We start from the raw sequence: 25,690 nt of genomic DNA, 5'->3' as shown, positions 1-25,690 counted from the left end.
GACAAGACAAAAGGCATTTTCCAATGACCAAACCGATTGCCGAGGTGACCCCCAACACCTGGGAGTTTCTCCGCGACCCAATGATCAAACCGACGGGCTTCCGCGAATACGACGCCCGCTGGCGCTTCCCGGAGGAAATCAACCTGCCCGGCATGACCGCCCTTGGCCTTGGTTTGGGCACCCAGATTCGAACCCGCGGGATCAAACCCGAGATCGTTGTCGCCAACGACTATCGCGACTATTCACTGGCAATCAAACAAGCACTGATTATCGGCCTGATGCAGGCCGGGATCCGGGTGCGTGACATTGGCCCGGCCGTGTCTCCTATGGCCTATTTTGCCCAGTTCCACCTGGACGCTCCCGCAGTAGCCATGGTGACTGCCAGCCACAACCCCAACGGCTGGACCGGGGTCAAGATGGGGTTTGAACGCCCGCTGACCCATGGTCCGGACGAGATGGCGGAACTCCGCGACATCGTCCTGAACGGCAAGGGCGAGCCCGCGCCCGGTGGGTCCTATGAGACCGTCGCGGGTGTCAAAGAAGCCTACATCGATGACCTGGTCGGCGATTTCAAAATGTCGCGCCCGCTGAAGGTGGTCTGCGCCACCGGTAACGGCACCGCCTCTGCCTTTGCCCCAGAGATATTTGAACGCATTGGGGTTGAGGTCGTACCCAGCCACACCCGGCTGGACTATACCTTTCCCCACTACAACCCGAACCCCGAAGCCATGGAAATGCTGCATGACATGTCCGACAGCGTGAAGGCGTCGGGCGCGGACATGGCGCTTGGCTTTGACGGGGACGGCGATCGATGCGGCGTGGTGGATGACGAGGGCGAGGAAATTTTTGCCGACAAGGTGGGCGTCATCATGGCGCGCGACCTGTCCAAGATTTATCCGAACGCGACCTTCGTGGCAGACGTGAAATCAACCGGCTTGTTTGCGTCGGACCCGGAATTGAAGGCCAATGGCGCAAAGGCGGATTATTGGAAAACCGGTCACAGCCATATGAAGCGGCGGGTCAAGGAAATCGGCGCGCTGGCCGGGTTCGAAAAGTCGGGCCACTACTTCCTCGCCGAACCCGTGGGCCGCGGCTATGACTGCGGCATGCGGGTTGCCGTTGAAATCTGCAAACTGATGGACCGCAACCCCGACAAGTCGATGTCGGATCTCAGAAAAGCGTTGCCCAAGACCTATTCCACCCCGACCATGTCGCCTTGGTGCGACGATACCGAGAAATACGACGTGCTGAAGCGCATCGTCCAGAAACTGGTTCAGCGCCACAACGAGGGCGGCACGCTTGGCGGTCGCAAGATCGCGCAGGTGGTGACTGTAAACGGCGCGCGGGTGATCCTGGACAATGGCGGTTGGGGCCTTGTGCGGGCGTCGTCAAACACCCCGAACCTTGTGGTCGTTTGTGAAAGCCCGGAAAGCGAGGACGAGCTGCGCGCGATCTTTGCCGATCTTGACGCTGTGATCCGGACGGAGCCCTCGGTTGGGGATTATGATCAGACGTTCTGATCAGGTCTGATCAGCAACACCAATAACGGGCCACGCAACGCGTGGCCCTTTTTCTATGCAGATCAATGTGTCTGCCAACGACCATCAGGTATGCACGACGACACCATTCAGGTGAGTGATGCGTCAGGTTAACGTGCGGAAAAAAAATGGCGCTCTGGGGAGGATTCGAACCCCCGACCCCTTGATTCGTAGTCAAGTACTCTATCCAGCTGAGCTACCAGAGCGCGGTGGAGCGTGAAGTATATCCAGATTCGGCGAGTTGCAAGACCCCTTTTGGAAAAAACTCACATGCCCGCCAATTCTCCTTTCGGAAGGCAGATTTCAAAGCGGGTGCCGCCGGGTCCGGTCTCGGTCAGCATCAACGTTCCGCCATGCCCGCGGATCAGTTCCGCCGAAATCGCAAGGCCAAGCCCCGCGCCGCCCTTACGTGCGCCGCCCTGGAACGGGGTGAACAGATGTTCGCGGGCTTTCGGGGGAAGGCCGGGCCCGGTATCATGGACTCGGATGAACCATGCCTCGTCCTCTTCGTGGGCGGAAATCGAGATTTCGCCCGGCTTACCGTTGGCGACAATCGCCTGTCGTGCATTGCGCACGAGATTGAACAGAACGCGGTAGAGCTGCTCAGGGTCGGCGCGCAGCATCAGACCCGCCGGGATATCCTCGGCGAAGGACACATCGCTGTCCCCGACCGCCAGCCGCTCTGACGCGACGACGTCCTCGACTACGTCCATCAACACCAGATGGGTCAGCTTAGGCGCCGGTTCTTCGGCCTTGCCGAAGGCCAGCGTGGTTTCGCATAGGTTCACCGCGCGGCTGATCGAATTGACCAGCTTGGGCGCCATGCGCTTGACGGTGGGGTCCTCGCTCATCTCGATGCGGTCGGTGAACAGTTGCGCCGAGGTCAGGATGTTGCGCAGGTCATGGCTAACCTTGGCCACCGCGCCACCAAGCTGGGCCAGCCGTTCCTTCTGTTTCAGGGAGTGGGTCAGTTCGGTTTGCAGGGCCGCCAAAGCCTCTTCCGCCTCTCGCAGCTCTCGCACTCCGGCGGAGGGTTTGATCACGCTACGGGCGTCTTCCGGCGCATGGGCATAGGTTTTCATTGACCGAACCACCCCCTTGATCGGACGCACCAGAAGAACGCGCACAGCCATGAACAGCAGAACGGCCGTGAAGACCGAGATCACTGCCGACAGGACCAGGATGCGCAGCCCGTAGTCGATCATCGCCGCGCGCAGCCCATCCGTGTGCATGGTGACCTCGATCAGCAGACCGGCCTCGCGCACCGGCGACCCGATCACCCGAATGATCCGATCTTCATTGTCAAACAGGCGCACCATCGCATCCCGGATCAACTCGGCCGCCGTAGCATCGCGCATGTCGAAGGTGACGTGAATCGGCGCAGGTATTGGCGAGGACAGGATCAGTTGCCGCATCTCGTCACGCCGCAGGACGACGTTCATCACCTCGGCATTTCGGAGCAGCTCCGCCTCAAGTTCGGCGTCGATCATGTCATCGGCCAGAAGCGCCAGAGACGCGATCTGTGCCCGCTCCAGCCGCGACAGCAAGAAATCCTCTCGGAACCGAGCAATCGACGGCACGAAGATCATGACCTCGGCAAGCATGACGAAGATCACGGTCAGGATCAGGAAACGGCCAGAAAGGGTATTCAGCATTGCGGCCCTTGGTCCTTGTGCGTCACGGCAGCCAGCGCTGCACCAGCCCCACCACCCGCTTTACCATAGCGCTATCAAACAGCCTTGGCGAGAAATAGGCCCCCGCAACACGTTTGTTAATCTCACCCACTGTCGGATAGGGCGAGACCATGGCGGCGACGGCGGATAGCTTCAGTTTGTTGGCGATGACCATCGACCAGAGGTTGGACAATTCCCCGGCCTGCGGACCGGCAATGGAAACGCCGACCGGACGCCCCTTGACCACCATCAGTTTTATCATCCCCCTGGCCTTGCGTTCGGCAATCAGGCGGTCGTTGCCGCTGAAATCGAACCTCACCACCTCAAGTCGGTCGCCGTGGGCGGCGCGGGCTTCGGCCTCGGTCAGGCCGACCTGCGCCAGTTCCGGGTCGGTGTAAGTGGCACGGGGAATGTGGGCGGTTGTCGCTTTCGACGGTAACCCGAACAGCGCCGAGCGGATGATGACCCCCGCGTGATAGCCCGCGACATGGGTAAACTGCAGCCCGCCCGCCACATCCCCGATGGCATAGACCCGGCGGTTCGTGGTCTTCAGGCTGTCATCAACACGGATCGCGCCGCGTTCGGTTTCTATCCCGGCCTTGGCAAGGTCCAGACGGGCGATATTGGGCCTGCGCCCCACGGCGACCAGAAGGTGCGATCCGGCAAAACTGCGCCCGTCTTTGCTCGTGACGGTAATCTGCGCGCCAGTCGTGGAAACCTCGGCCGCCATCGCACTCTCGGCGATCTCGACGCCTTCTTCGCGCAAAGCATCCAGAACGAAAGCCGACATCTCCGGGTCATCGCGGCCCAGCGCGGTTTCGCCCTCGATCACGGTAACCTTGCAACCCAGCCGCCGATGCGCCTGCGCCATCTCAATTCCGATCGGCCCACCACCGACGATCAGCAGGTGGTCGGGTCGTTCGCGCAGTTGCCACAGGGTTTCATTTGTCAGGTAGGGCACCTGATCCAGCCCCGGGATCGGCGGCACCAATGGGGAAGACCCCGTGGCAATCACGATGCGCCGCGCGGTGATCACATGGTCGCCAGCCTGAACTTCGGTCGGGGACAGGAAGCTGCCAAACTCGGTAATGACACGGACGCCTAGCCCCTCGAAGCGTTCAACCGAATCGTGGGGTTCGATCTGGGCGATCACGTCGGCGACGTGGGTCTGTGCCGCGGCGTAGTCGACGGCAGGTGCAACATCGGTGATTCCGTAGGGCTGGCCATGAGACTGGGCATAAGCCGCCTTGCCGCTGGCGATCAGCGCCTTTGACGGAACGCAGCCGTAGTTCAGGCAGTCCCCGCCCATCCGGTGCCCTTCCAGCAGCACGACATCGGCGCCCATCTGAACCGCACCCGCCGCGACGGACAGGCCACCGGAGCCGGCGCCAATGACCAGAAGATCGGTTTTGATCGGGGTCATGGGCGTTTGTCTCCGCGCAGCACCCTCAGAAGCATTGGCAAAGCTGCCAATACGCACAGTCCAAGGATCGGCAACAGGATGTGAGGTTCAAAAAGAATGCCGAGGTTCGGGCTCTCGCCCCGCTCGAACACTTCGCTCAACCCGGCCCCGACCGAGGTATAGACCAGCGCGCCGGGGATGATGCCAAGGAAGGTCGAGACCACGAACCGCATCAGCGGCACCCCGACCAGCGCCGGGATCAGGTTGGCAACAAAGAACGGCACCACCGGCACCAGCCGGATCAGAAACAGCATCGACCACTGGTTCTCGTCGATCCCTTGTTTCAACCGCTTGATCCGCCCGTCGGACGCATCCATACGGGCCGCCAGATGCGCCCCCAATCCCCAGCGGGCAGCAAGAAAGATCACCGTTGCCCCGACCGTCGCGGCCACCATGTTGAACAGCGTGCCGGGAAACATGCCAAACAGGAACCCGCCGGTCAGCGAAGCCACCAGCGCACCGGGCAGAGAAAAGGCGACAATCACCACATAGGCCGCAACGAACCCAAGCGCCGCCCAGACGTAATGTGCATCCCGGAATGCCAGCGCCCGCTCTCTATGGGCGCTGAGGGCCTCAAAGCTGAGCGAGTCGCGAAACAGAACGTAACCCAGCACCGCCACGATGAGTATCGTTGCAATCGGCAGCGCGCGCGGCCACATCCCCGCAGAACGCGTTTGCGGCTCTGTCATACTTGTCATGTCTTTGGTCTTTCCCGCCATTTCCCCCTCAACATGCGGCAGGGGCCTGCAAAACAACAGACCCCTCACGTGTGGTTGATCGCGACGGTGGTTTCCGTGACAATTTCACTGGTTCACCCCGGCGTCAGCCAGGGTTTTTTGAAACATTGGCCACCGATTGCGCGGATTTTGTTGCAATTCCGGTCGATGGGCGTTTGACAAGGTGTCCGGCCCCGCCTATAGACCGGGCTTCGAACACCACTTGGGCGTCCGCGATTCCGCGATGGTTGCCCGAAAGACGGAGACGGAGCGATGAAACGCACCTATCAACCCTCGAACCTGGTCCGCAAACGCCGCCACGGGTTCCGCGCACGTATGGCTACCAAAGGTGGCCGCAAGATTCTGAACGCACGCCGCGCACGCGGTCGCAAGTCGCTGAGCGCCTAAGCTCACCGACAACGTTCTGACGGACATGACACCGCCGGAGGCTCCTGAGATTGGCGAGGCCAGTCAAGGGAATACGCCCCCGGCGGTGTCCGTTTGTCTTGAGGTCCTGAAAACCCGCGCCGATTTCCTGTCTGCCGCACGTGCAAAACGGCAGGGCACCAAAGGCATGATGGTTCAGGCACGCAAACGCCGCGAAGGAGAGCGGGCCGACCCGCAGGCGATCCGCGTCGGGTTTACCTGTTCTAAGAAAGTCGGCAACGCCGTTGCCCGCAATCGCGCCAAGCGCCGCCTGCGAGAGGTTGCGCGGGCAATCCTTCCCAGCCATGGCAAGCCGGGCTGGGACTATGTGTTGATCGGTCGCGCGGGCGACACAGCCACTCGCGACTTCGAGGCCCTCTTGGGTGATCTGCGCTATGCGCTGAAAAAGCTGCACGGCACTTAATTTCCAGGCCCGGACACCCTAGATTGCTCCCATGAGCCCGCTTGCCCATATCGCCGCCTTGCCCGTCCGCTTCTATCGGCTGGTGTTTTCGCCCTGGGTCGGCTTCAACTGCCGCTATCAGCCGACCTGCTCCGCCTATGCGCTTGAGGCGCTGGAAAAGCATGGCGCAATCAAAGGCAGTTGGTTGACGGCCAAGCGCATCGGGCGCTGCCACCCGTTGGGCGGAGACGGCTATGACCCGGTGCCCGATCCCAAGAAACCCGACGATCGAACTTGAAACGGCAACACGGCGAATAGTGGTCTGGCACCTTTCCGCGCACGCCAGACGTCACCCTCTGTCCCGGCTGGACAGGAAAGCACCCGCACCCTACCTGTTGACTGCACATTTCATTTTTGGATTTCAACAGGGGAATATCTGATGCTGAAACACTCTCTTGCCGTCCTTTCTCTGATCGTGGTGACGGCCCAGGCCGCCGCCGCGGACGGCCATTTCAAACTGTTTGGTCAAAGCGAAGGCTGGAATGTCTTTACCGACACCGAGAAAATGACCTGCATGATAGAGTCGTCGGACGACGCCGGAAATGTTGTTCAGATGGGTCTGACGCAAGAACGCGACGTCGCCTATGTCGGCGTCTTCACGCAGGCCGAGACCGGCATCAAGCGCGACTCGAAGGAAGCTGTGGCAATCCTGCTGGGCGACAAACTCTATATTGGCGAAGCCACGGGAATGCGCGGCAATATCACCAAGGGCTACTCCGGCGGATATGTCCTGTCCGACGACCCGCAGTTCGTCGAAGACATCCAGAAACAGTACAAAATGGTTGTTTTCCCCGAGAAGGAATACTCGTTCATTGTAGACCTCTCGGGAACCTACAAAGCAATCGAGATGGCGCGTGACTGCACCACCAAGGCCGTCGAAGGTCAATAATCTCACGGAAAGTCAAAGCTCCGGGCGGCGTGGCCGCCCGGATGACCCGCTATGTCCCGTGCTTTTCGAAAGTTATCAACACTTCGCCCAGCGGCACCCCGAAACGAGACATATAGGCCCGATTGAGCAACCGGTCCTCGCTCAGAAGCCACATCCAGTCATCGAATGCCACGCGCATGGTGTCGCCTTCGGCCAGAGGCAGGTCGATAATATAGGTCCAGTTGAAAGCATCGCCTCGTTCCTCGCCTTTGGCGACCCCCTGCACACCGGGCGCCATTCCCTCCCAGGTCTGATCTCCGGTCTTTGTCAGGGTCCAGATGCGCTGCTCTTCGCGCCCGTCGGAATAGACGAAATCCTCGATCAGGGTCAGGACACGTCCGTCCCATGTCCCGTTGATCTCAACCCGAAACCTCTCGCGAACCGTGCCGAACACGTCCTGGAACTGGCCGTGAGCGACCGTATGACCCACAAAGAAATCCTCTATGTTCAACTGGTTGCGTGAAAGTGCGGCATCTCCAAGAGACGGCCTGCCACAGGCAGAAAGCAGCACCAGCATCAAAATAGCCATCAAACGCATGATCGATCCTTTTGGTTTTTCAAGGATTACGCTGCGCAGCGCCGCCCGGATGAGTTTCCGTTCTGGATTTGATACCGCTTTTGTGGCACATGCCGCCCATGCTTGACGATCTTGACGATATCCACCCGCTGTTTCATGGCGCCCCTTCGACCGCCAGCTTCAAGAAGCTGCGCAAACGCATCGTGCGCCATACGCGTGATGCGATCGAACAATATGGCATGATCGAACGTGGCGCGCGGTGGTTGGTGTGTCTGTCGGGAGGGAAGGACAGCTATACGCTTCTGGCAGTTCTGCACGAATTGCAGTGGCGCGGCCTGTTGCCGGTCGAGCTGCTGGCCTGCAACCTTGACCAGGGACAGCCCGGTTTCCCCGCCACCGTTCTGCCGGAATTCCTGGAAAAGATGGGTGTTCCCCACCGGATCGAGTATCAGGACACCTATTCTATCGTGAAAGACAAGGTGCCGCAGGGCCGGACATATTGCGCGCTGTGTTCAAGGTTGCGCCGCGGGAACCTTTACAGAATTGCGCGGGAAGAGGGATGTTCGGCGGTGGTGCTTGGCCATCACCGCGACGACATCCTGGAAACCTTTTTCATGAACCTCTTTCATGGCGGACGGCTTGCGACAATGCCGCCGAAACTGGTCAACGAAGAAGGCGATCTGTTTGTCTATCGCCCGCTGGCACATGTTGCCGAAGAAGATTGCGAAAAATTTGCCCGGGCGATGAACTATCCGATCATACCTTGCGACCTGTGCGGCTCGCAGGACGGGTTGCAGCGCCAGCAGGTCAAGCAAATCCTTGACGGATGGGAGAAAAACAGCCCAGGACGTCGGCAGGTCATGTTCCGTGCGCTGATGAACATCCGCCCCAGCCACATGCTGGACCCCAAACTTTTTGACTTTGCCGGGCTCATGCGCGGGACGGCAGAAGCCGCCGAGACAGACGGTATTCCGCGCCTGCGTTAACCGGCTGATCAGGAAGTGTTCCTAACTTGTTCCCGAATCGTGGATGATCCACACGACAAGGGGGCACGGGCTTGCCGGACACAGAAAAAACTTCGCACTTGCCGCGCAAGCTGGCGCTGCTGGCTCTGACCCTCTGCCCCTTGGTACTTGTTGCCGCTGTCACCGGCATGAGGGCGATTGGCCTGCTTGTTGCGAGCTTGGCTATTCCGGTGGGGCTGGCGGTCGGTCACCTGACGACCCGGCGCGAAATCCGCCCGGCAATTGAAAACCGGCAAAGCCCTTCCCTGCCTGCCATGGTCGACACGCTGTTTTCACGCGCCTCGTCACAAGGGCAGGAAACCGCGCTATTCCTGTTTCAGATTGATGACATAGACGCCATTGCCGCGCGCCAGGGCAAATCGGCAGCGGAACGGATAACGGCCCGGATCCGCGCACGACTTGCCAGCCAATTGCGCGATGGCGACTGCCTTCTGAATCACCGCCCGACTGTATTTGCAGTACTACCGGAACCCGGGAAAAAACTGAAATTGGGGGCGTCCATACGCTTTGCGAACCGAATCCTCGCCGCAATTGAGGAACCCATCCGCATCGGCACCGGCAACGCCTTTGTCACCTGCTCGGTCGGCATTTGCCGCAGCGCCACCCTGCCGGGGGCGCCACCCGCCAAAGTAATTGCCGCCTGCGAGCTTGCCTTGACCGAGGCGCGGCACGTCGGTCCGTCTGGTATTCGGGCGTTTTCGCCGAAACTGGTACGCAGGCAGGACACGCGCGATGCGTTGGACAGAGATGCTGTCGAGGCCCTGAAATGCGGACAGATCAAAGCGTGGTTTCAGCCTCAGGTCTCGACCGACACGGGCGAAGTGACCGGGTTCGAAGCACTGGCACGTTGGCACCACCCGTCGCTTGGCATTCTTCCCCCTGGGCAATTCCTGCAAACTCTGGAAGCAAACGGCCAGTCCGTGCTGCTGGCTGACATCATGCTGGGCGAAGCATTGCAAGCTGTGGGCTATTGGGACAGCGCCGGCCTGAAGGTGCCGCATGTGTCGGTGAACCTCTCACCGACCGAGCTGAACGACACCAGCCTCGCCGACCGGATCGGATTTGAACTGGACCGGCACGGGCTGACCCCGGATCGGCTGTCGGTGGAAATCCTTGAATCAGTCATCGGCCATGGCGAAACTGACCCCAAACTGGTGAACCTGCGCAAATTGGCGGCGCTTGGGTGTGGCATCGACCTTGATGACTTCGGCACCGGCCATGCCTCGATTGCCGCTTTACGGCGGTTTCCGGTCAAGCGAGTCAAGATCGATCGGTCATACGTCTATCGCGTCGACCTCGATCAAGATCAGCGCAGAATGATCCATGCCATTCTGTCCCTGGCGATCAGGCTGGGCATAGACACGCTGGCTGAAGGCGTCGAAACCCAAGGGGAACACGCGACACTTGCCCAGCTTAGGATAGGCCATGTGCAGGGGTTTCATATCGCACGCCCGATGCCGCTTGCCGAAACGGTGGATTGGATTCGCCGATGGCACGCCGAACTACCCGAAGCGACGGGCCTTGTCCGTCGCACCGGATAGGCTTTGTCAACGGATTGAGACCTCAGCCTTGCGATTTCCCTCAGCAAAGCCCGGTTTCCCGCCTGTGACCCGGTCTCAGGCCATAATCCACTTGACCTTTGGCCCTCACCTCTGTTGAACCAGCCTGAACTTTGACAAGGACAGGCGGCCTTCGGCTATGGACGATCAGAACAAGAACCTCATCCTCGCGACCGCGCTCAGCTTCGCTGTGATCCTGGTATGGTTTCTTCTGTTCCCGCCACCCGAACCTCAGGCAACCGATCCCAATGCCGTTGCCGGGGCGACCGAAGCGGCGACGGCTGATGTGACAACACCCAGCGTCGCTGCGGCCCCCAGCGCCGCCCCAGGCACCACGCCGACCACCGAAACCACGGTGGACCCGGCAGCCGATGCACCGCGTATCGCGATCGAAACCGACCGCGTCAAAGGGTCGATTGCGCTGACCGGCGGCCGTATCGACGACCTGTCGCTGAAAGATTATCGCGAGACGCTTGAGGCAGACGCCGATATCGTGCATTTCCTCAATCCTTTGGGCAAACCACATGCCTTCTATGCGCTTTATGGTTGGGCCCCTGGCCAGGGTCTGACGCTGGACGCAGTCCCCGGCGCCAACACAGGCTGGACGGTTGAAGGCAATGACACCCTGACCGAAACGGCGCCGGTGACGCTGGTCTGGGACAACGGTCAGGGCCTGACCTTCCGCCGCGAAATCTCGGTCGATCAGAACTACATGTTCTCGGTCAAACAAAGTGTCGAAAACACCGGTGCCGGCACCGTGTCTCTGGCCCCCTACGGCATTCTTGCCCGCCACGGCACCCCGCCGGACCTCAAAAAATTCTTCATTCTGCACGAGGGGCTCGTGCAAATGGCCGATGGAGAGCTGACTGAGACAAGCTACAAAAAAGTGACCGAATTCGACTTTAACCAGCGCGAAGGTGCGTTGGCCGAGGTCACACAGGTAACCGAAAGCGGCTGGATCGGCTGGACCGACCATTACTGGATGGCGACCCTGATTCCCGCGCAGGGCACCGCGTTCAAGGCGGTCGCCAAATATGACGAGTCGCGCGACATCTATCAAACCGAGGCCGTGATGCCGACCCAGACGCTGGCCCCGGGCCAGACCGTCACCGCAGAAAGCCAACTGTTTGCCGGCGCCAAGGAATGGGCCACGATCCGCGCGTACCAGAACGAAGGTGGCGTCACCGGTTTCCTCGACTCGATCGACTGGGGCTGGTTCTTCTTCCTGACCAAGCCGATCTTTGCCACCCTGCACTGGCTCAATGGTCTGATCGGCAACATGGGCTGGGCGATCATCGGTCTGACCATCCTGATCAAAGCCATCGTTTTCCCGCTGGCCTACAAGTCCTATGCCTCCATGGCGAAGATGAAAGAGCTTCAGCCGCAGATGGAGAAAATCAAGGAGCAGGCCGGAGACGATCGCCAGAAGATGCAGCAGGCGATGATGGAGCTATATAAGAAGGAGAAGGTAAACCCGGCCTCGGGCTGCCTGCCAATCCTGATACAGATCCCGATCTTCTTCTCGCTCTACAAGGTGATCTTCGTCACGCTTGAACTGCGCCACGCCCCCTGGATCGGCTGGATCACCGACCTGTCCGCGCCGGACCCGTCGTCGATCCTGAACCTGTTTGGCCTTCTGCCCTTTGCGACACCCGAACCCGGTTCGCTGTTCTTCATCTTCAGCCTTGGCATCCTGCCAATCCTTCTGGGGATTTCGATGTGGCTGCAACAGAAGCTGAACCCGGCGCCCACGGACCCGACGCAGAAGATGATCTTTGCATGGATGCCTTGGGTGTTCATGTTCATGCTGGGCTCGTTCGCAAGCGGTCTGGTGATCTACTGGATTGCCAACAACACGATCACCTTCATCCAGCAATACGCGATCATGCGCAGTCACGGCTATAAACCGGACGTGTTCGGCAATATCCGCGAAAGCTTCAAGCGCGACAAGAAGGCCCCGAAAAAGGCCGGGAAATGACCATCCGCATCGCTCAGATCTGGCGGCATCCAATCAAGGCCCATGGCCGCGAGCCGCTGGATCATGTGACGCTGACCAAAGGCCGGACCCTGCCATGGGACCGCCGGTGGGCGGTCGCGCATGAGGCGTCGAAAGCTGACGGATCGGAATGGGTGCCCTGCGCCAATTTCTCGCGCGGGGCCAAGGCGCCGGAACTCATGGCGGTCGCGGCGCAAAGCGATCTTGCTGCCAATACCGTGACGCTGTCGCATCCTGATCGACCTGACCTGACTTTCGACCCGGATGGCGATGCAGCGGCCTTCCTGGACTGGGTTCGCCCGCTGATGCCCCAGGATCGGGCGGCCTCAACCCGGCTGATCCGGGTACCGGGGCGCGGGATGACGGACACGAATTTTCCGTCCATCGCATTGAACAACCTTGCCTCGCACCGCGCAGTCGAGGGTCGTCTGGGGCGCAGCCTGTCGCCCCTGCGCTGGCGTGGCAACATCCTGTTCGATGGCGCCGCCCCGTGGGAGGAATTCGACTGGATCGGCAAGAGCCTGCGGATTGGTGGCGCGGAATTGACTGTACGCGAACGGATCGGGCGTTGCCTTGCGACCACCGCCAATCCCGAGACCGGCAAACGCGATGCCAACACGCTGGGCATCCTCAAAGAGGGCTGGAACCACACGGATTTCGGTGTCTATGCTGAGGTCACAATGTCCGGCCAGATCGCCGTAGACGACAAGATCGAGGTTCTGTGATGCAACTGCCATTCCCCATCGCCGACGAGCCGGACGATTTCGCCCGAGAAACCGGGCGCAAGCTGTTTGCGGGTAGTAACGCTGACTTTCTCAAGGGTGTCGTCGCCATGTCCGGCCTGCCGGCCGACGATCGGATCGAAGTCTGTTTTGCGGGTCGTTCCAATGTCGGGAAGTCCAGCCTGATCAACGCGTTGACCGGCCGCAAGGGGCTGGCCCGCGCATCAAATACTCCTGGCCGCACCCAGGAAATCAACTTCTTTACCCTGGCCGACAGTCATTTTCTGGTCGACCTGCCGGGCTATGGCTATGCCAACGCCCCGTTACCGGTGATCGAGAAATGGCAGAAATTGCTGAAACAGTACCTCTCGGGCCGTGCCAGCCTGCGCCGCGCCTTCGTGCTGATCGACGCGCGTCACGGGATCAAGGATGTGGACGAAGAGATCATGTCGCTGCTCGACTCATCTGCAGTCACTTTTCAGGCGGTGCTGACCAAGGCCGACAAGGTCAAGGAAAAGGACCGCGAAAAGGTCCTGAAGCAGGTGCGCGAACGCCTGTCCAGACACCCCGCCGCCTTCCCCGAGATCGTACTGACCAGCTCTGAAAAGGGCGATGGCATCCCCACCCTACGCGCCATCATCGCCGGGTTGATCTGATCGGTTGCCCCTTCTGGGGCAAAGCTCTTGCGTGACGCACTGTCATTCGGGATAACCGAATGAACGCCCAAGGGACCAAACCATGAGAAAGCAAGACATGAATCGCGACTGGATCGCCACCGCCCGTACGTTGTCTCAAGCTGTACCATACCTGCAGCGCTATACCGACGCGATCGTCGTGATCAAGCTCGGCGGTCACGCGATGGGCTCGGACGAGGCGATGGAGGTCTTTGCCCGCGATGTCGTCTTGATGCAGCAGGTTGGGGTGAACCCGGTGATCGTGCATGGTGGTGGGCCGATGATCAACGCGATGCTGGACAAGCTGGGGATCGAATCCAGCTTCGTGAACGGCAAGCGCGTGACCGATCAGGCCACGGTCGAAGTGGTTGAGATGGTGCTGTCTGGCCTGGTGAACAAGCGCATCGTGCAGGCGATCAACCGTCAGGGCGGCAAGGCGATTGGAATCTCGGGCAAGGATGCCAACCTGATGGTGTGCGATCAGACCAATGCCGATTTGGGCTTTGTCGGAACACCTGCCGAAATGAACCCCAAGGTATTGCACGCGCTGTTTGACAAGAACCTGATCCCGGTCATTGCCCCGCTGGGTGCGGGCCGCAATGGAGAAACCTTCAACGTCAACGGGGATACCGCAGCAGGCGCAATCGCCGCGTCGTTGAAGGCGGATCGCTTGTTGCTGCTGACCGACGTAGCGGGTGTAAAGAACGCCGATGGCGAAGTCATCACCGAGCTCAAAGCGCAACAGATCCGCGACCTGACCACGGAAGGCGTCATTGCGGGCGGTATGATCCCCAAGACCGAAACCGCGCTGGACGCGATCGAAGGCGGTGTGCGGGCGGTGGTAATTCTGGATGGGCGTGCGCCCAACGCTTGTTTGCTAGAACTCTTCACCGAACATGGCGCGGGCTCTCTGATCCGGGGCGACTGATCTGCGCCTTTTAAATATTCCCGTTTAGGAATATATTGACGAGGCAGAACCCCAATCTAAGGTAGCCTCATGGAAAACGAAGCCCTGATCCGACTTGGTGTCTTTGCCGGCCTGTTCGTCCTGTTCGCCGGCATCGAAACTTTGGCGCCGCGTCGTGTCCGCACTCAGCCGCGCGCCAGGCGCTGGTTGACAAATTGGGCAATCACCATCCTGAACACGGTGACATTGCGTCTGATGGCCATTGCCTTACCCCTGCTCGCCGTTGGTGCGGCGCTGGATGCCGAGGCAAATGGTTGGGGTCTGTTCAACAAGATGGACCTGCCCACCTGGGTCGAGGTCACAGCCGCCATCCTGATCCTTGATTTCGCGATCTGGGCGCAGCACCTGATCACCCACAAGGTCCCTATCCTGTGGCGCCTGCACCGGGTTCATCATGCTGACCGGGACATCGACGTCACCACCGCAATCCGCTTCCACCCGATCGAAATTGCCCTGTCGATGCTGTTGAAGATCGGGCTTGTCTATCTTCTTGGCCCCTCCGCCCTTGCCATTGTACTGTTTGAGGTCATCCTGAACGGAACGGCAATGTTCAACCATGCCAATATCCGACTGCCTCTGGGAATAGATGCGGTCTTGCGGCTGGTTGTAGTGACGCCGGACATGCACCGGGTCCACCACTCCGTCCATCGGCACGAGCATGACAGCAATTATGGCTTCTCATTGTCACTTTGGGACCGGGTGTTCGGGACCTATGTCGCCCAGCCCGAAGGCGGGCATGAGGACATGACCATCGGGCTTGAGTGGCAGGACGACAGGCCGTCCAAACTTGGCTGGAGCCTGGTTTTGCCCTTCCGCCGAAAATGACCCCGGACCTGCCTCTGATCGAACGTTTGGCTGCGACCTGGCATCTTGAGGTTTTGGGTGGATTTCACCCCGACAACGGCGAAGAGCATCTGTCCGGGATAGGCACACTGTTGATGTTCGGCCCCAGAGAACCGGGGTTCTGGGGCTATTTCACAACCCAGCCCGAATGGGATGAAGACATGCCCAACCCAATGGACCGCTGGTCCGTCCGGGCTCTGGCGTCGATGGGAGCCGCACTTGGCGCCGCGCCGTTCTATCCGTTTGATGGTCCGCCCTGGATGCCGTTCGTTTCCTGGGCCTTGCGCACGAGACGATGCCACCCGTCACCGGTCTCCTTATTGGTGCATGATCGCGCTGGACTTTTTGTCTCTTTCCGCGGGGCTTTGGGTCTGCCACAGCGCATTGCATTGCCCGCGCCGCCCGCGTCCCCTTGCGACAGTTGCAGCACCCAGCCGTGCCGATCTGCCTGCCCGGTCGGGGCATTGCGAAGCGATGGTTATGATGTCAGCACCTGCAAGGCTGACATCGTCACCTCCGTTGCCCATCCCTGCCGCACGCGCGGGTGCGCGGTGCGACGGGCTTGCCCGGCATCCGCCCGGTATGGCAGACAGGAAAGGCACTCCGCCTATCACATGGAGCAATTCCTGGAAAATGGCACTTGAGCTCATCCTTGTCCGGCACGCCAAATCCAGTTGGAGCGCGCTTGACCTCTCCGACCATGACCGCCCGCTGAATGCGCGTGGACGGGCTTCTGCCATTGCCCTTGGGCATTGGCTGAGGGACAACGGATTCGTGCCGGATCAGGTGCTATGTTCCTCTGCCACGCGGACCTGTGAGACGCTGAGCCTGATGTCCGTCAAGGCCGAGGTCACGACCACGAGTGAGCTTTACCATGCAAGTGCGCGACAAATGTTGCAGGTCCTAAGCGATGCCACAAAGCCAAAGGTCATGATGGTCGGGCACAATCCCGGCATCGGGGATCTGGCACAGCGTCTGGCCATGTCCGTGCCCTGGCATGGCCGCTTCCTAGACTACCCGACCGGCGCGACAACCGTGTTACGCTTTGCGGCGACTCGCTGGGCAGATGTTGATTTCGGCGCGGGCGAGGTGATCGATTTCGTCGTTCCGCGCGAATTGCTTTGAAGTCGTAGCTGCCCCTCGGCACCCGCAAGAAAAAAGCTCCGCCGAAGCGGGGCTTTTGTTTTTCCGTCGACAGGATCGTCAGTGACCCAGGATCTGGCTGAGGAACAGCTTGGTCCGGTCGCTTTTCGGGTTGTTGAAGAACTCTTCCGGTTCGTTCTGTTCTACGATCTGCCCCTGATCCATAAAGATCACCCGGTTCGCCACCTGGCGGGCAAAGCCCATCTCGTGGGTCACGCAGAGCATGGTCATGCCCTCTTCCGCCAGTTCGATCATGGTATCGAGAACCTCTTTGATCATCTCGGGGTCAAGCGCCGAGGTCGGTTCGTCGAACAGCATTATTCGCGGACGCATGCACAACGAGCGGGCAATCGCCACACGCTGCTGCTGACCACCTGAAAGCTGACCGGGATATTTCAGCGCCTGATCTGGGATCTTCACCTTTTCAAGGAAATGCATCGCTGTTTCCTCGGCCTCTTTCCGGGGCGTCTTGCGCACCCAGATCGGGGCCAGCGTGCAATTCTCGAGGATGGTGAGGTGCGGAAACAGGTTGAAGTGCTGAAAGCACATGCCAACCTCAGAGCGGATCTTGTCGATGTTCTTCAGATCCGAGGTCAGCTCGGTCCCGTCCACCACGATCGACCCTTCCTGATGTTCCTCAAGCCGGTTGATGCACCGGATCAGCGTCGATTTCCCCGAACCCGAAGGCCCGGCGATAACGATCCGCTCGCCCTGGTTGACGGTCAGGTTGATGTCGCGCAGCACGTGGAAGGTGCCGTACCACTTGTTCATGTTGGTGATTTCAATCGCGACCTCATCCGAGACCTTCATCTTGGAGCGGTCGATCTCGCGGTCAGACATAAGTTCAGACATTTGTTGAACTCCTTTATTAGTGACCAGTATGGAGCTTACGCTCCAGGTACATGGAATAGCGGGACATGCTGAAGCAGAAGACGAAGAACAGGACCGCGATGAACGCGAACAGTTCCCAGTAGATTCCGTTCCAGGCGGCATCGGCGCGGATAGCGTTGGACAGACCAAGCGGATCAAGAAGGCCGATGATCGAAACCAGCGTCGTATCCTTGAAGACCCCGATAAAGGTCGAGACGATACCCGGAATAGAAATCTTCAACGCTTGCGGCATGATGATCAGACGCTGCGCCTGCCAGTAGTTGAGACCCAGCGAGTCGGCCCCCTCATACTGGCCTTTTGGCAGCGCAGCCAGACCGCCCCGGATCACTTCGGCCATGTAAGCCGCGGCAAACAGCGTCACCATGATCAGAACCCGCAGGATAATGTCGAACTCGGTGCCCGGAGGCAGAAAGATGTTCAACAGGACCGATGCCACGAACAACAAAGTGATCAGCGGCACCCCTCGAATGAACTCGATGAAGCCAACGCAAAGCGATTTGACGATCAAAAGGTCCGACTGACGTCCCAACGCCAGGAAGATTCCGATCGGCAAAGAGCATCCGATCGCAACGACGCCAATCAGGATCGACAGCATGAACCCACCGAACCGACGGCTTTCGACCTCTGGGATCGAGATCGAGACGATCCCTTCCAGAACACCGGCGACCGGCCCAGCAAGGGTCAACCACCAAATTATCGGCACGAAGATTGCCGCGATGATGGCAGTCAGGCTGCCCGCGAGCGGGTTCACGATGCGATATGCCAGGAAGCCGATGCCGAAACCTGCCGCAACCATAACAGGTCCCCAGATCGATCCGCCCCACATCAGCCAGGGCATCAGGAACGGATAAGCTGCCGAGACGATCAACAGTTTGCGGGGAAGGTTGGTGAACAAGACTGGCGAAATCGCGACCAGCAGCAGCACAAAGGCCAGATTGGGCCGGAAATAGGCCGGAAGCATTCCAGTTCCGTCACCGGCATTTACATCCGGCGTGACCGGATAAGGCGGGTAGAAACCGTAAAGCAGTTGCAGCCAGCGGTCGTTGATCACACCCCAACATGCATGGCCGTGCGTCGACCCCCATGTTTCGGACATGATCTCACGACACTCGGTCAGCGAGGTTGCATTCCAGACCGACTGAAAGACCCACGGGATAACCCCGGCCAGCACATACCAGATAAAGGCCAGCGACAGGATCGTGAGGACTGAGTTGAACCACCCGTCAAACAGGTTGGCTCGGGCCCACCCGATGGCCCCGACGGACGTCGCCGGCGGGTCTTTTTCGGGCAGCATCTCGGTGCGGACAAATGAAGTATCGCTCATCTTATCTCTCCACCAGTTTGACGCGGTTGTTGTACCAGTTCATCACGGACGAAATCGAAAGCGAGATGATCAGGTAGCAAGCCATGAGCATCAAAACACATTCCAGCTCTCGGCCGGTCTGGTTCATAGTGATGCCGCCGAGCGTGCCGGTGATATCCATGTAACCGACCGCGATCGCCAGTGACGAGTTCTTGGTCAGGTTCAGGTAGTTGGAAATCAGCGGCGGGATTATGACGCGCAGCGCCTGCGGAAGGATCACAAGGCGCATGATTTTGCCGGGACGCAGCCCAAGGGCTCCGGCCGCTTCGGTCTGACCTTTGCTGATTGCCAGGATACCACCGCGCACGATCTCGGCGATAAAGGCCGCCGTGTACAGCGACAGCGCCAACCAGAGCGCGATCAATGAGTTCCGAAGATGGGTGCCGCCGCTGAAGTTGAAGCCCTTCAGTTCGGGGTAACCAAGGTGGAAGCCCAAGGCCGCAAACAGGATCGCCGTCGGAACGACGATGATGCCGATGTTCAGCCACAGGGTTTTGGGGCGTTCGCCGGTCTCTTCTTGGATTCGTGCGGCCCGGGCCGTGACCTTGCGCACGGCAAAGATCGACGCGCCAAGCACGATCAAGAAGGCGATCAGGTCCAGTGAAACGTCAAAACGGAAACTCGACGTTCCCAGGAAATGAACGTCACCCAGACTACGCGAGAACAGAACCTCGGGCACGTAAACACCCCGGTTGGTCACCGCGATCGTATCAAAAAACGACATGGAGGCCGTTGCATCCTCGCCCCGGAACGCGCGCGGCGCGGGAAGGCTTTCGATCAGGATGGCCATGGCAAGAACGATCCACAGCAGTACGGGCACGTTGCGGAACATTTCCACGTAAACCGTCATGATGCGGCTCACGAGCCAGTTTTTGGACAGGCGCAGAACGCCAATCAGAACGCCGAGGATGGTGGCTGTTATGCACCCAAGTACGGCAACGACGAGCGTATTCAGAAGCCCCAGCAAAGAGGCGCGAAGATGGGTGTCGCGGCTATTATAATCCAGCAGTCGCTGGTTGATGTCATAGCTTGAAGGTTCGCTCAGAAAGCCGAAGTCAATCGGCTTGCCCAGCGTATTCAGGTTGACGATCGTGTTGTTGATCAGCCACGCAGCCGCCAGCATGAAGCCAATCATCGCGACAGCCTGGATCGTCATCGAACGATACCGGGTGTCGTAGATCAGCATAGATAGCCGGAACGACTCCTTCGGAGGGTCGGTGAGTGTTGTCATCTGGGATGTTCCCCGTTGTGCGGCCTTGTTTTTATGTGGCTTTGTCGCCGGTGGCCGCTTCAAGTCTTAAATGTGCAAAGGGCGCGGAATGATCCGCGCCCTTCGTTGTAGAGTATCTTACCGGAAGGGCGGAGAGTAGATCAGGCCGCCATCGGTCCACTGTGCGTTCAGGCCACGTGCCAGACCGATCGGGGTGTTCTCGCCGATGTTCTTCTCGAACAGTTCGCCGTAGTTGCCACCCGCCATGATCGCGTTCTTGGCCCAGTCAGCCGACAGACCCAGCATTTCGCCCAGCGTGCCTTCGGTGCCCAGCAGACGGTTGATTTCCGGGTTGTTGGTACCCGACGCCATCTCACCGATATTGGCCGAGGTCACACCCAGCTCTTCTGCCGAGATCAGGGCGTTCAGGGTCCAGCGGACCACGTCGCCCCAGTTGTTGTCGCCGTGGCGGACAAGCGGACCCAGCGGCTCTTTCGAGATGATCTCGGGCAGCAGAACGTGCGCCGAGGGGTTCTCGAAGGTTGCACGGGTCGCGGCCAGGCCCGACGCGTCAGTGGTGTAAACGTCACAGGCACCAGCCAGATACTGCTGTTGCGCCTCAGCGTTGGTTTCGATCGGAACCGGCTCGTAGCTGATGTTGTTGGCGCGGAAGAAGTCCGCGAGGTTCAGCTCGGTCGTGGTGCCGGTCTGGATGCAGACGGTTGCGCCATCCAGCTCCTTGGCCGACGAAACGCCCAGTTCTGCGGGAACCATGAAGCCTTGGCCGTCGTAGTAGTTCACACCGACGAATTCGAACTTCAGGTCGACGTCGCGGCTGAAGGTCCAGGTGGTGTTGCGGGCCAGCATGTCGATCTCACCCGACGCAAGCGCGGTGAAGCGGGTCTTGCCGGTGGTCGGCACGAATTCAACGGCGGTCGGATCGCCCAGAACTGCGGCAGCAACCGCGCGGCAGACGCCAACGTCGAAGCCGTCCCAGTTACCATTCGCGTCCGGTGCAGCAAAACCGACCAGGCCGGTGGTCACGCCACAGTTCAGCTTGCCGCGGGCCTTGACGTCGTCAAGCGTACCAGCAGCAGCAGCGCCAGCCGCAAGGCCAGCAACAGTCAGCGCACCAAAGATTACGGTTTTTTTCATATTTACCTCTTCCTGATGGTCCGCCCTTCGTGGGCGGTTATCTTACCGGCCCAACGGGACCGGCGGCGAAACTTGAAAGGGTGCTCCCCCCCTCAGTGCGTTTCAGTGTGGTCGGATTCATGACAAAACGTCAAGGGTCGGATCACGCAATTCGATCAATAGGTCGGGATCGACGGAAATCGTGTGCAAAATGCTGAATTGTAAAGCGAATTTTAGCACATCCTGAAGAAGAAATCGGCATGCAAAAAGGCATTGTAACGTGTTTTTGCGAGTTCGGTCGCCTCTTCATCCTCGCCCCATTGCTCTTCCTGCCAGGTCTCATCGATCCGCGAAGCGCTCCACAGCGCGTCGATGGGTTGTGCCTGCCGCGCGGCGGCGAAGCCGATGATCAAGGATCCCGACAAGGACACAAGGTCGTGAAACGCCGCCAGGCGGAACAGATCCAGGGCGTGAACTTCATCGCGCAGGATGGCCAGTGCATGCTCGTCCTGGGCCACGTGCATCACACCCGAAACCGCCTTTAGCTGCACGCCGAATTCAGTCCTGGCCCAATCCAGAAGCGGATCCCATGCTGCGGCCTGACGCTGGATCAGTTCATCCGGCTGCGCGGCGCGATAGCACAACAGGTCTGAGTTGCCATACTCTGCCAGCATGTCAGCGACTTCGGTGTGCTGAATACTCACCTTGTCGATAGCGGCATTGGCCGAGCGGGTGACCGGCATGGTCGTCGGGTCAATCTCTTGATCTTGCGCCTGCCACTCTTGCGCTGCGGCCTCGGCCATGGCGCGGGTCGGCATCACCAAGGCGGCCTTGGCCGGAGTTTTTACCGATCGGCCATCCAGCGTGATGCCAAAGCCGCCGTCCACTTCGATCACTTCAGCCTGCTTCCAGAACTTCTTTTTTGCCCAACCGCTCATGCTGTCCCCCAAATACCGTTCAGCGCGCCCTGCAATTCGTCGAAACTGTCAATCACGACATCGGCCAACGCCAATGCCTTCCGATCGTGATAGCCCCAGCTGACCCCGATCGCGGGCATTCCCGCCGCGCGCGCCATCTCCATATCGTAACTCGTATCACCGATCATCACGGCCTGTTCAGGCCGGACGCCAGTCTCAGCCAATGCTGCCTGCAACATCGACGGGTGCGGTTTTGACGGATGGAAATCTGCGACCTGTTCGGTCACGAAACGTCCGCGCAGCCCGTGCCCGTCCAAGAGCTTGTCCAGCCCGCGACGGGACTTCCCTGTTGCCACGCCCAAAAGAACCTCGGGCACCGCGTGAAGCGCATCAAGCGCAGCGCGGGCGCCGGGGTACAGCGGCGGCGACATCGATGTTCCGTTTTCCATGCGGAGGGACATGTAAGTCGCCTTGTACGCCTCGACCAGTTCCGCGTGTGCCCCGGCGTCGGCGTGTGGCGAAAGGCGCGGCATTGCCACATCCAGTGACAGCCCGACGATGCCAAGGATCGCTTCACGGTCCGGCGCTGACAGGCCGACGGTGTCAAACGCGCCGCGCATCGCGGCCAGGATATCAGCCTGGCTGTCGACCAGCGTGCCGTCAACATCGAAGACCACCAGTCGAAGATCGCTCATCGCAATTCCTCGAAAGGATCATCCGAAGCCAGGTCAGGCGTCCAGCCCAGCGTGTCAAAAGTGTGGACCATGTGGTCGGGCAGGTCGGCCTCGATCACAACCGGCTTGTAGGTGACGGGATGTTCAAAGCTCATCCTGCGGGCATGCAGGTGAAGCTTGTTCGAGATCACGCCACCCATTTTCGCCCCCCAGCCATCGCCAAGGTTCTCCTGACCAGAACCGCCATACTTGCCATCCCCGATGATCGGGTGGCCGATCTCGGCCATATGTGCGCGCAGCTGGTGGGTGCGTCCGGTAATCGGTTCCATCGCGACCCATGCGGCGCGGCTGGCAACCCGGTAAAGCGTGGCATATTGGGTGATCGCGCGCTTTGCGCCCTCGGTCCGGTCAACATCGCGGGGATGAATGCACAGCATCTTCTCGCCTTCGCCACGTGCGCCGTGTCCCGGCGCCTTGACCAGACCATACTTGATCTCGCCCAGGTACGGCGTCGGCACGCCCGCGACGACCGCCCAATAGATCTTGCGCGTCTCTCGATGACGGATCGCGGCGGTCAGCCCGGCCGCAACAGCACGGGTCCGGGCCAGAAGCAGGACGCCCGATGTGTCCTTGTCCAGCCGATGCACCAGTCGCGGCTTGTCCTCGAACCCGAAACGCAGCGCCTCGGCCAGACCGTCGACATGGCGGGTCTGCTTGCTGCCGCCCTGCGTCGGAAGGCCCGGCGGCTTGTTGATTGCGATGATATGGTCGTCCTTGTAGATCACGCTGTCGCGGATCAGCTTGGCGTCCGTATCCGAAACCCGCGGTGTTTCGACCTTCGGTTTGGTGTCGGGGTCGGGCAAGGGTGGAATGCGCACTTCTTGCCCCGGGGTCAAGCGGGTCGACGCCTTGGCCCGCGCCCCGTCGACCCGAATCTCTCCCTTGCGGCACATCTTCTCGATCCGCCCCTGCCCCACGTGCGGAAACATGCGCCGGAACCAGCGGTCCAGCCGCATGTCGGCGTCACCCGGCCCGACGGTAACAGTCTGAACCCTGCTCATGCAAAAATCCCCCGCGCCAGCCAAAGCCCCAGCATCAGGGCGGCAATCGAAACACCTACCGAAATCGCGACATAGGCCGCCGCCGCGCCCAGGTCTCCGCGTTCGTAAAGCGTTACCGCTTCAAGCGAAAAGGCCGAAAACGTGGTGAAGCCGCCAAGAAACCCGGTGGCCACGAGGGGCGACAGATGGGTCAGCCCGCGATGCGCGGCGGCGACAATAAACACCCCCATCAGGAATGAACCGATCACGTTCACCGTGATGATCGCCATCGGGAACCCGGTCCCAACAAGGCGCACGACCCCAATCCCCGCGAGATACCGCAGGGACGCGCCCAAAGCGCCGCCAAAGGCCACATATGCCAGGTTTTGAAACATCCCCGGTCTGTCGCGCGACAGGTGGCGCTTGTCAAGCAGCGCCCCCTTTTTTCTGGTTTCAAATACCCTAGGGGTGAATGCGCAGCAGAGGGGGCAACGCCCCCTACCCCTGCCGCTTCTCGCGCAGCTTGGCGAAGTATTCGACCCGCCGTTTCAATTCGCGTTCGAAGCCACGTTCAACAGGTGCATACAGCACCGGGCGTTTCATGGTTTCAGGGAAATAGTTCTGGCCAGAGAAGCCGTCTTCGGCGTCATGGTCATACTGGTAGCCCTTGCCATAACCCTGATCCTCCATCAGCGATGTCGGAGCGTTCAGAATATGCTTGGGCGGCGGCTCTGATCCTGTGCGTTTGGCCGAGGCGCGGGCGTTCTTATAGGCCGCGTATCCAGCGTTCGATTTCGGCGCCAAGGCTAGGTAGATCACCGCCTGCGCCAGTGCCAGCTCACCTTCCGGGCTGCCAAGTCGTTCGTAGGTCTCCCAGGCGTGCAGGCAGTGGGTCTGGGCCTGCGGGTCGGCAAGGCCGATATCTTCAACCGCCATCCGCGTCAGGCGACGGGCAAGGAACCGTGGGTCTTCGCCCCCTTCCAGCATCCGCGCAAACCAGTAAAGCGCCGCATCGGGGTCCGATCCGCGCACCGATTTGTGCAGGGCGGAAATCAGGTTGTAATGCTCTTCACCGGACTTGTCATATTTCGCCGCCCGCCGCATCAGCCGCGCCGAAAGCGCGTCGGTGTCCAACTTCTCGTCCACCTTCCACGCCGCCACCTGCTCGATCAGATTGAGCAGCGCGCGGCCATCCCCGTCGGCCATCTCCAACAGTGCCTCGCGCGCCGGGCCTTTCAACGGCAGGGGTTTACCCAGTTCCTTCTCGGCACGCTGAGTCAGGCGTTCCAGGTCAGCAAGCGCCAACCGCTCAAGCACAAGAACTTGCGCGCGGCTGAGAAGGGCGGCGTTCAACTCGAATGACGGGTTCTCGGTCGTGGCCCCGACCAGAAGGATGGTGCCGTCCTCCATATGTGGCAGAAAGCCGTCCTGCTGGGCTTTGTTGAAGCGGTGGATCTCGTCGACAAACAACAGGGTTCCCTGCCCGTTCTGCCGCCGATGCTTGGCCGCCTCGAACACTTTGCGCAGTTCCGGGACACCGGTGAAGATCGCGCTGATCTGGACGAAATGCAGGTCGGTCTCGTCCGCCAAAAGCCGCGCTATGGTCGTTTTTCCGACACCCGGCGGCCCCCAGAAGACAAGTGAAGACAGCGACCCAGAGGCCAGCATTACGCCAAGGGGCGCATCCGGTCCCAGCACCTGCTGCTGACCGATCACTTCGGACAGGGCGCGCGGACGCAACCGATCCGCCAGAGGGCGCGGTGCGTTTGACGACGGGCTGGGTGCGGAACTGTCGAACAGGTCGGCCAC

28 protein-coding genes and 1 tRNA gene are annotated in these 25,690 nt (G+C 60.2%); 15 read left to right on the top strand and 14 right to left on the bottom strand.

The genetic code is table 11. The features are described 5' to 3' along the window. Positions 1-23: 23 nt before the first annotated feature. Positions 24-1,520 (top strand): phosphomannomutase/phosphoglucomutase, encoded by a 1,497-nt coding sequence (locus JQ863_RS05275; RefSeq protein WP_204113262.1) that lies wholly within the window; start codon positions 24-26, stop codon positions 1,518-1,520. Between the two features lie 147 nt (positions 1,521-1,667). Here JQ863_RS05275 and JQ863_RS05270 read toward each other — a convergent pair. The 4 genes from JQ863_RS05270 to JQ863_RS05255 all read right to left on the bottom strand — a co-directional run bounded on the left by JQ863_RS05270 (position 1,668) and on the right by JQ863_RS05255 (position 5,371). Next, positions 1,668-1,744: transfer RNA gene (locus JQ863_RS05270), tRNA-Arg, on the bottom strand. 60 nt (positions 1,745-1,804) lie between these two features. Next, positions 1,805-3,193: a sensor histidine kinase gene (locus tag JQ863_RS05265; protein ID WP_204113261.1), complete on the bottom strand. Its 1,389-nt coding sequence runs from the start codon at positions 3,191-3,193 to the stop codon at positions 1,805-1,807. Positions 3,194-3,215: 22 nt separating this feature from the next. Then, entirely contained in the window at positions 3,216-4,634 is a 1,419-nt protein-coding gene (locus tag JQ863_RS05260) for a dihydrolipoyl dehydrogenase family protein (protein WP_204113260.1), read from the bottom strand. Next, on the bottom strand, positions 4,631-5,371 hold the full coding sequence (locus JQ863_RS05255; protein ID WP_420826222.1) for a TVP38/TMEM64 family protein: 741 nt from the start codon (positions 5,369-5,371) through the stop codon (positions 4,631-4,633). The genes JQ863_RS05260 and JQ863_RS05255 overlap by 4 nt, the downstream gene beginning before the upstream one ends. Before the next feature lie 291 nt (positions 5,372-5,662). Between JQ863_RS05255 and rpmH the strand changes: the two genes are divergently transcribed. The 4 genes from rpmH to JQ863_RS05235 all read left to right on the top strand — a co-directional run bounded on the left by rpmH (position 5,663) and on the right by JQ863_RS05235 (position 7,167). Continuing rightward, positions 5,663-5,797, top strand: coding sequence for a 50S ribosomal protein L34 (gene rpmH, locus JQ863_RS05250; protein WP_089233247.1), 135 nt, complete (start codon positions 5,663-5,665; stop codon positions 5,795-5,797). A 25-nt stretch (positions 5,798-5,822) separates the two neighbouring features. Beyond that, a complete protein-coding gene (gene rnpA / locus JQ863_RS05245; protein ID WP_204113259.1) occupies positions 5,823-6,239 on the top strand; it encodes a ribonuclease P protein component in 417 nt (138 codons plus the stop codon). Positions 6,240-6,270: 31 nt separating this feature from the next. Next, positions 6,271-6,516, top strand: a complete 246-nt coding sequence (yidD, locus tag JQ863_RS05240) for a membrane protein insertion efficiency factor YidD (RefSeq protein WP_204113258.1) — start codon at positions 6,271-6,273, stop codon at positions 6,514-6,516. A 141-nt stretch (positions 6,517-6,657) separates the two neighbouring features. Beyond that, positions 6,658-7,167 (top strand): hypothetical protein, encoded by a 510-nt coding sequence (locus JQ863_RS05235; protein ID WP_204113257.1) that lies wholly within the window; start codon positions 6,658-6,660, stop codon positions 7,165-7,167. A gap of 49 nt (positions 7,168-7,216) precedes the next feature. Here the strand turns inward: JQ863_RS05235 and JQ863_RS05230 are convergent, their stop codons facing one another. After that, positions 7,217-7,744 carry a DUF3833 domain-containing protein gene (locus JQ863_RS05230; RefSeq protein ID WP_204113256.1) on the bottom strand — a complete coding sequence of 176 codons (528 nt, stop codon included), beginning with the start codon at positions 7,742-7,744 and terminating at the stop codon, positions 7,217-7,219. Between JQ863_RS05230 and JQ863_RS05225 the strand changes: the two genes are divergently transcribed. The 10 genes from JQ863_RS05225 (at position 7,650) to JQ863_RS05180 (ending at position 16,634) form a co-directional block, all read left to right on the top strand. Beyond that, the gene (locus tag JQ863_RS05225) at positions 7,650-7,850 is read left to right on the top strand and encodes a hypothetical protein (protein WP_204115183.1); all 201 of its coding nucleotides are present in this window, start codon (positions 7,650-7,652) and stop codon (positions 7,848-7,850) included. The two genes, JQ863_RS05230 and JQ863_RS05225, sit on opposite strands and share 95 nt — an antisense overlap. After that, a complete protein-coding gene (gene ttcA, locus JQ863_RS05220; RefSeq protein ID WP_204113255.1) occupies positions 7,843-8,709 on the top strand; it encodes a tRNA 2-thiocytidine(32) synthetase TtcA in 867 nt (288 codons plus the stop codon). Before JQ863_RS05225 ends, ttcA begins: the two co-directional genes overlap by 8 nt. A 71-nt stretch (positions 8,710-8,780) precedes the next feature. Beyond that, the gene (locus JQ863_RS05215; RefSeq protein WP_204113254.1) at positions 8,781-10,289 is read left to right on the top strand and encodes a bifunctional diguanylate cyclase/phosphodiesterase; all 1,509 of its coding nucleotides are present in this window, start codon (positions 8,781-8,783) and stop codon (positions 10,287-10,289) included. 157 nt (positions 10,290-10,446) lie between these two features. Further along, positions 10,447-12,285 (top strand): membrane protein insertase YidC, encoded by a 1,839-nt coding sequence (yidC, locus tag JQ863_RS05210; protein WP_204113253.1) that lies wholly within the window; start codon positions 10,447-10,449, stop codon positions 12,283-12,285. Continuing rightward, on the top strand, positions 12,282-13,028 hold the full coding sequence (locus JQ863_RS05205) for an MOSC domain-containing protein (protein WP_204113252.1): 747 nt from the start codon (positions 12,282-12,284) through the stop codon (positions 13,026-13,028). Before yidC ends, JQ863_RS05205 begins: the two co-directional genes overlap by 4 nt. After that, a complete protein-coding gene (gene yihA / locus JQ863_RS05200; RefSeq protein WP_204113251.1) occupies positions 13,028-13,681 on the top strand; it encodes a ribosome biogenesis GTP-binding protein YihA/YsxC in 654 nt (217 codons plus the stop codon). Before JQ863_RS05205 ends, yihA begins: the two co-directional genes overlap by 1 nt. Positions 13,682-13,763: 82 nt before the next feature. After that, positions 13,764-14,627, top strand: a complete 864-nt coding sequence (gene argB / locus JQ863_RS05195) for an acetylglutamate kinase (protein WP_204113250.1) — start codon at positions 13,764-13,766, stop codon at positions 14,625-14,627. Positions 14,628-14,696: 69 nt separating this feature from the next. Further along, positions 14,697-15,491: a sterol desaturase family protein gene (locus JQ863_RS05190; protein WP_204113249.1), complete on the top strand. Its 795-nt coding sequence runs from the start codon at positions 14,697-14,699 to the stop codon at positions 15,489-15,491. Further along, entirely contained in the window at positions 15,488-16,153 is a 666-nt protein-coding gene (locus tag JQ863_RS05185) for a ferredoxin (protein WP_204113248.1), read from the top strand. The genes JQ863_RS05190 and JQ863_RS05185 overlap by 4 nt, the downstream gene beginning before the upstream one ends. Continuing rightward, a complete protein-coding gene (locus JQ863_RS05180) occupies positions 16,143-16,634 on the top strand; it encodes a SixA phosphatase family protein (protein ID WP_204113247.1) in 492 nt (163 codons plus the stop codon). Before JQ863_RS05185 ends, JQ863_RS05180 begins: the two co-directional genes overlap by 11 nt. A gap of 78 nt (positions 16,635-16,712) precedes the next feature. On the opposite strand, the gene JQ863_RS05175 is transcribed toward JQ863_RS05180, so the two are convergent. The 9 genes from JQ863_RS05175 to JQ863_RS05135 form a co-directional block, all read right to left on the bottom strand. Continuing rightward, positions 16,713-17,504 (bottom strand): amino acid ABC transporter ATP-binding protein, encoded by a 792-nt coding sequence (locus tag JQ863_RS05175; RefSeq protein WP_275411511.1) that lies wholly within the window; start codon positions 17,502-17,504, stop codon positions 16,713-16,715. Positions 17,505-17,520: 16 nt separating this feature from the next. After that, a complete protein-coding gene (locus tag JQ863_RS05170; RefSeq protein WP_204113246.1) occupies positions 17,521-18,867 on the bottom strand; it encodes an amino acid ABC transporter permease in 1,347 nt (448 codons plus the stop codon). 1 nt (position 18,868) lies between these two features. Then, complete coding sequence (locus tag JQ863_RS05165; RefSeq protein ID WP_204113245.1) at positions 18,869-20,137, bottom strand: amino acid ABC transporter permease; 1,269 nt, start codon at positions 20,135-20,137, stop codon at positions 18,869-18,871. 117 nt (positions 20,138-20,254) lie between these two features. Continuing rightward, positions 20,255-21,271 carry an amino acid ABC transporter substrate-binding protein gene (locus JQ863_RS05160; RefSeq protein WP_204113244.1) on the bottom strand — a complete coding sequence of 339 codons (1,017 nt, stop codon included), beginning with the start codon at positions 21,269-21,271 and terminating at the stop codon, positions 20,255-20,257. A gap of 212 nt (positions 21,272-21,483) precedes the next feature. Then, positions 21,484-22,188 carry an ATP12 family chaperone protein gene (locus JQ863_RS05155; RefSeq protein ID WP_204113243.1) on the bottom strand — a complete coding sequence of 235 codons (705 nt, stop codon included), beginning with the start codon at positions 22,186-22,188 and terminating at the stop codon, positions 21,484-21,486. After that, positions 22,185-22,862: an HAD-IA family hydrolase gene (locus JQ863_RS05150; RefSeq protein ID WP_204113242.1), complete on the bottom strand. Its 678-nt coding sequence runs from the start codon at positions 22,860-22,862 to the stop codon at positions 22,185-22,187. The genes JQ863_RS05155 and JQ863_RS05150 overlap by 4 nt, the downstream gene beginning before the upstream one ends. Next, the gene (locus tag JQ863_RS05145) at positions 22,859-23,902 is read right to left on the bottom strand and encodes an RluA family pseudouridine synthase (protein WP_204113241.1); all 1,044 of its coding nucleotides are present in this window, start codon (positions 23,900-23,902) and stop codon (positions 22,859-22,861) included. Before JQ863_RS05145 ends, JQ863_RS05150 begins: the two co-directional genes overlap by 4 nt. Then, on the bottom strand, positions 23,899-24,276 hold the full coding sequence (crcB, locus tag JQ863_RS05140) for a fluoride efflux transporter CrcB (RefSeq protein ID WP_204113240.1): 378 nt from the start codon (positions 24,274-24,276) through the stop codon (positions 23,899-23,901). The genes JQ863_RS05145 and crcB overlap by 4 nt, the downstream gene beginning before the upstream one ends. 103 nt (positions 24,277-24,379) lie before the next feature. Beyond that, the gene (locus JQ863_RS05135; RefSeq protein WP_204113239.1) at positions 24,380-25,690 is read right to left on the bottom strand and encodes an AAA family ATPase; all 1,311 of its coding nucleotides are present in this window, start codon (positions 25,688-25,690) and stop codon (positions 24,380-24,382) included.

It is taken from the genome of Shimia biformata, from assembly GCF_016888515.1.
Classification (GTDB): domain Bacteria; phylum Pseudomonadota; class Alphaproteobacteria; order Rhodobacterales; family Rhodobacteraceae; genus Shimia_A; species Shimia_A biformata.
The sequence above is the reverse complement of the archived record's forward strand: the minus strand, read 5'-3'. Positions and strand labels throughout refer to the sequence as shown.

Coding starts and splice junctions, on each gene's coding strand:
- JQ863_RS05235 (WP_204113257.1), top strand. CDS start 6,658: ATGCTGAAACACTCTCTTGCCGTCCTTTCTCTGATCGTGGTGACGGCC.
- JQ863_RS05260 (WP_204113260.1), bottom strand. CDS start 4,634: ATGACCCCGATCAAAACCGATCTTCTGGTCATTGGCGCCGGCTCCGGT.
- JQ863_RS05165 (WP_204113245.1), bottom strand. CDS start 20,137: ATGACAACACTCACCGACCCTCCGAAGGAGTCGTTCCGGCTATCTATG.
- JQ863_RS05230 (WP_204113256.1), bottom strand. CDS start 7,744: ATGCGTTTGATGGCTATTTTGATGCTGGTGCTGCTTTCTGCCTGTGGC.
- yidD (WP_204113258.1), top strand. CDS start 6,271: ATGAGCCCGCTTGCCCATATCGCCGCCTTGCCCGTCCGCTTCTATCGG.
- argB (WP_204113250.1), top strand. CDS start 13,764: ATGAGAAAGCAAGACATGAATCGCGACTGGATCGCCACCGCCCGTACG.
- JQ863_RS05225 (WP_204115183.1), top strand. CDS start 7,650: ATGTTCAACTGGTTGCGTGAAAGTGCGGCATCTCCAAGAGACGGCCTG.
- JQ863_RS05180 (WP_204113247.1), top strand. CDS start 16,143: ATGGCACTTGAGCTCATCCTTGTCCGGCACGCCAAATCCAGTTGGAGC.
- rnpA (WP_204113259.1), top strand. CDS start 5,823: ATGACACCGCCGGAGGCTCCTGAGATTGGCGAGGCCAGTCAAGGGAAT.
- JQ863_RS05275 (WP_204113262.1), top strand. CDS start 24: ATGACCAAACCGATTGCCGAGGTGACCCCCAACACCTGGGAGTTTCTC.
- ttcA (WP_204113255.1), top strand. CDS start 7,843: ATGCTTGACGATCTTGACGATATCCACCCGCTGTTTCATGGCGCCCCT.
- JQ863_RS05170 (WP_204113246.1), bottom strand. CDS start 18,867: ATGAGCGATACTTCATTTGTCCGCACCGAGATGCTGCCCGAAAAAGAC.
- JQ863_RS05150 (WP_204113242.1), bottom strand. CDS start 22,862: ATGAGCGATCTTCGACTGGTGGTCTTCGATGTTGACGGCACGCTGGTC.
- rpmH (WP_089233247.1), top strand. CDS start 5,663: ATGAAACGCACCTATCAACCCTCGAACCTGGTCCGCAAACGCCGCCAC.
- yidC (WP_204113253.1), top strand. CDS start 10,447: ATGGACGATCAGAACAAGAACCTCATCCTCGCGACCGCGCTCAGCTTC.
- JQ863_RS05160 (WP_204113244.1), bottom strand. CDS start 21,271: ATGAAAAAAACCGTAATCTTTGGTGCGCTGACTGTTGCTGGCCTTGCG.
- JQ863_RS05265 (WP_204113261.1), bottom strand. CDS start 3,193: ATGCTGAATACCCTTTCTGGCCGTTTCCTGATCCTGACCGTGATCTTC.
- JQ863_RS05185 (WP_204113248.1), top strand. CDS start 15,488: ATGACCCCGGACCTGCCTCTGATCGAACGTTTGGCTGCGACCTGGCAT.
- JQ863_RS05205 (WP_204113252.1), top strand. CDS start 12,282: ATGACCATCCGCATCGCTCAGATCTGGCGGCATCCAATCAAGGCCCAT.
- JQ863_RS05145 (WP_204113241.1), bottom strand. CDS start 23,902: ATGAGCAGGGTTCAGACTGTTACCGTCGGGCCGGGTGACGCCGACATG.
- JQ863_RS05175 (WP_275411511.1), bottom strand. CDS start 17,504: ATGTCTGAACTTATGTCTGACCGCGAGATCGACCGCTCCAAGATGAAG.
- JQ863_RS05255 (WP_420826222.1), bottom strand. CDS start 5,371: ATGACAAGTATGACAGAGCCGCAAACGCGTTCTGCGGGGATGTGGCCG.
- JQ863_RS05190 (WP_204113249.1), top strand. CDS start 14,697: ATGGAAAACGAAGCCCTGATCCGACTTGGTGTCTTTGCCGGCCTGTTC.
- yihA (WP_204113251.1), top strand. CDS start 13,028: ATGCAACTGCCATTCCCCATCGCCGACGAGCCGGACGATTTCGCCCGA.
- crcB (WP_204113240.1), bottom strand. CDS start 24,276: ATGTTTCAAAACCTGGCATATGTGGCCTTTGGCGGCGCTTTGGGCGCG.
- JQ863_RS05155 (WP_204113243.1), bottom strand. CDS start 22,188: ATGAGCGGTTGGGCAAAAAAGAAGTTCTGGAAGCAGGCTGAAGTGATC.